Here is a 1,920-nt window from a genome sequence, read left to right as displayed (position 1 = left end):
TGGAGCGCGGACTGGCCTCGACCGGCCGGGTGATCTCGTCCGCCGCGGCGATCATGGTCGTCGTCTTCCTCGGCTTCTCGACCGAGGCCGACACCGTGGTCAAGCAGCTCGGCTTCGGCATGGCCGTCGCGATCGTGCTCGACGCCACCGTCGTCCGCATGGTGCTGGTCCCCGCGACCATGACGCTGCTCGGCCGGTGGAACTGGTGGCTGCCCGCGTGGCTGGACCGGCTGCTCCCGACGATCCGGGCCGAGCGGGACGACACCGACGCCGGGTCCGACGCTGACGTCTGGGATGACTTCGACCAGGCCGACGACCGCGCGTCGGTGGGCGTGTGAGCGCAGAGGAGCAGCGGGCCACGAGCCCGAGTCGCCCCTAGAACCCGAAGCGCTCGCGCTCGCGGCGGACCCAGTCTGCCGCGAGCGGCACGTCCCACCGCTCGCACAGCTCCAGTGCCCGGTCGGCGTGCCGGGAGGCGACGTCGTGCGCGCCGGTGGCGTGGGCGGCCATCGCGAGGAACATGTCGACCGGCCCGATCGCCGAGCCGGACCCCGCGCACGCAGGCCGGCCGGCGAGGTCGGCCAGCCGCTCGTACGCCGTCGCCCCGAGCCCGGCGTCGTCGAGGTAGCAGGCCGCCTCGGCGCCCATGCTCCACGCCATCGGGGAGAACCAGGTGTCGCTGCGCATCGCCAGGTCGACGTCCTCACGGTGCTGCTCCAGGTAGGCGCGGCCCAGGTCGGCCTGCCCGGTGCGGCACCGGACCGCGACGATCGAGGTGGCGATCGGCAGGAACGTGTTGCCCTCCATCGCCGTCATCGCGAACGCCAGCTCCTCGTCGCGACGCTGCCAGAGCATGTCCATCAGCATCGCGCCCGCGACGGCCTCGTCGTAGCCGGTGATCGACACGATCTGACCGATCTCACGCATGTGGTCGATGATCCGGGCGACGTCGTCGAACCGGCCGCGCATCGCCGCCCAGGACACCTCGAGGGAGTCCAGCACCAGCTGCGCGTAGATGTGCCGGAGCCGGTCCGCCTCCGCGCGCGCCGCGGCCAGGCACTCGTCGAGCACCTCGACGTCGCCGAGCTCACCGGCGGCGACCGCGCGCAGGGTGAGCGCCGAGGTCAGCGAGATGCCGTCGTCGAGGTCGCGGGCGAGGCCGACCGCCTCCGTCGTCAGGTCGAGCCGCAGCTGCGCCGTACCGCCACGCCACACGGCGATGGCTGCGTGCAGGCACGCGCTGAGGGTGAGCTCCGGGTCGCCGAGCCGGCGGGCCATCGCGACCGCCTCGGCGGCGATCGCCTCCCGCTCCTGGGGCGTGGCGCCGTAGTAGATCTCGCCGGCGAGCGCGAGCATCACCTGGCACCGGCGCGGGTCGTCGCCCGCGGGCAGCCGGTCGAGCGCGCGGCGCAGCGCGGCGACGACGACCGGGTCGACCTGGGCGTGGGCGGCCGACTGCCACAGCGCACCGGTGCTCGTCATGATGCCGGCGCGCGCGAGCAGCTCCGGGTCGTCGAGCTCGTCGGCCACCTCGACCGCCTCGTGCGCGACCCCGCGCAGCTCCACCCAGCGGCCGGCGCGGCGCAGCACCTCCGCGAGGTCGGTGAGCAGCTCGAACCGGGAGCGGTCGTCGGAGCCGGGGTCCTCGTCCTGCGCGCGCAGCGCGTGCTCGAGCATCTCGAGCGCCTCGACGTAGGCGTAGACGACCATCGCCGAGCGGGCCGCGGCCTGGGCCGCGGGCCAGGCGTCGGCGAGGTGGCGGGGGCCGGCGGCCAGCCAGTGCCGGGCGATCTCGGCCTCGTGACCGTTCCGCCCGGCGAGCACGCCTGCGGCGCGCGCGTGCACCCTGGCCCGGCGCGACTGCGGCAGGCTCGAGAGCACGGTGTCGCGCACCAGCGCGTGGGTGAACCGGAACCGGTC

General features: G+C 74.7%; 2 protein-coding genes. One reads left to right on the top strand and one right to left on the bottom strand.

Annotation, left to right across the window (positions count from 1 at the left end):
* Nucleotides 1-338, top strand: a 338-nt coding sequence (locus VGD85_RS02630) for an MMPL family transporter (protein WP_331061893.1), incomplete at its 5' end; no start/stop codon positions are given.
* Between the two features lie 37 nt (nucleotides 339-375).
* On the opposite strand, the gene VGD85_RS02625 is transcribed toward VGD85_RS02630, so the two are convergent.
* Nucleotides 376-1,920 (bottom strand): hypothetical protein (locus VGD85_RS02625; protein WP_331061892.1); only part of this gene is annotated, 1,545 nt, incomplete at its 5' end.

Source organism: Nocardioides sp. (assembly GCF_036401255.1).
Taxonomy (GTDB): Bacteria; Actinomycetota; Actinomycetes; order Propionibacteriales; family Nocardioidaceae; genus Nocardioides.
This window is presented reverse-complemented; position numbering and strand designations above follow the sequence as displayed.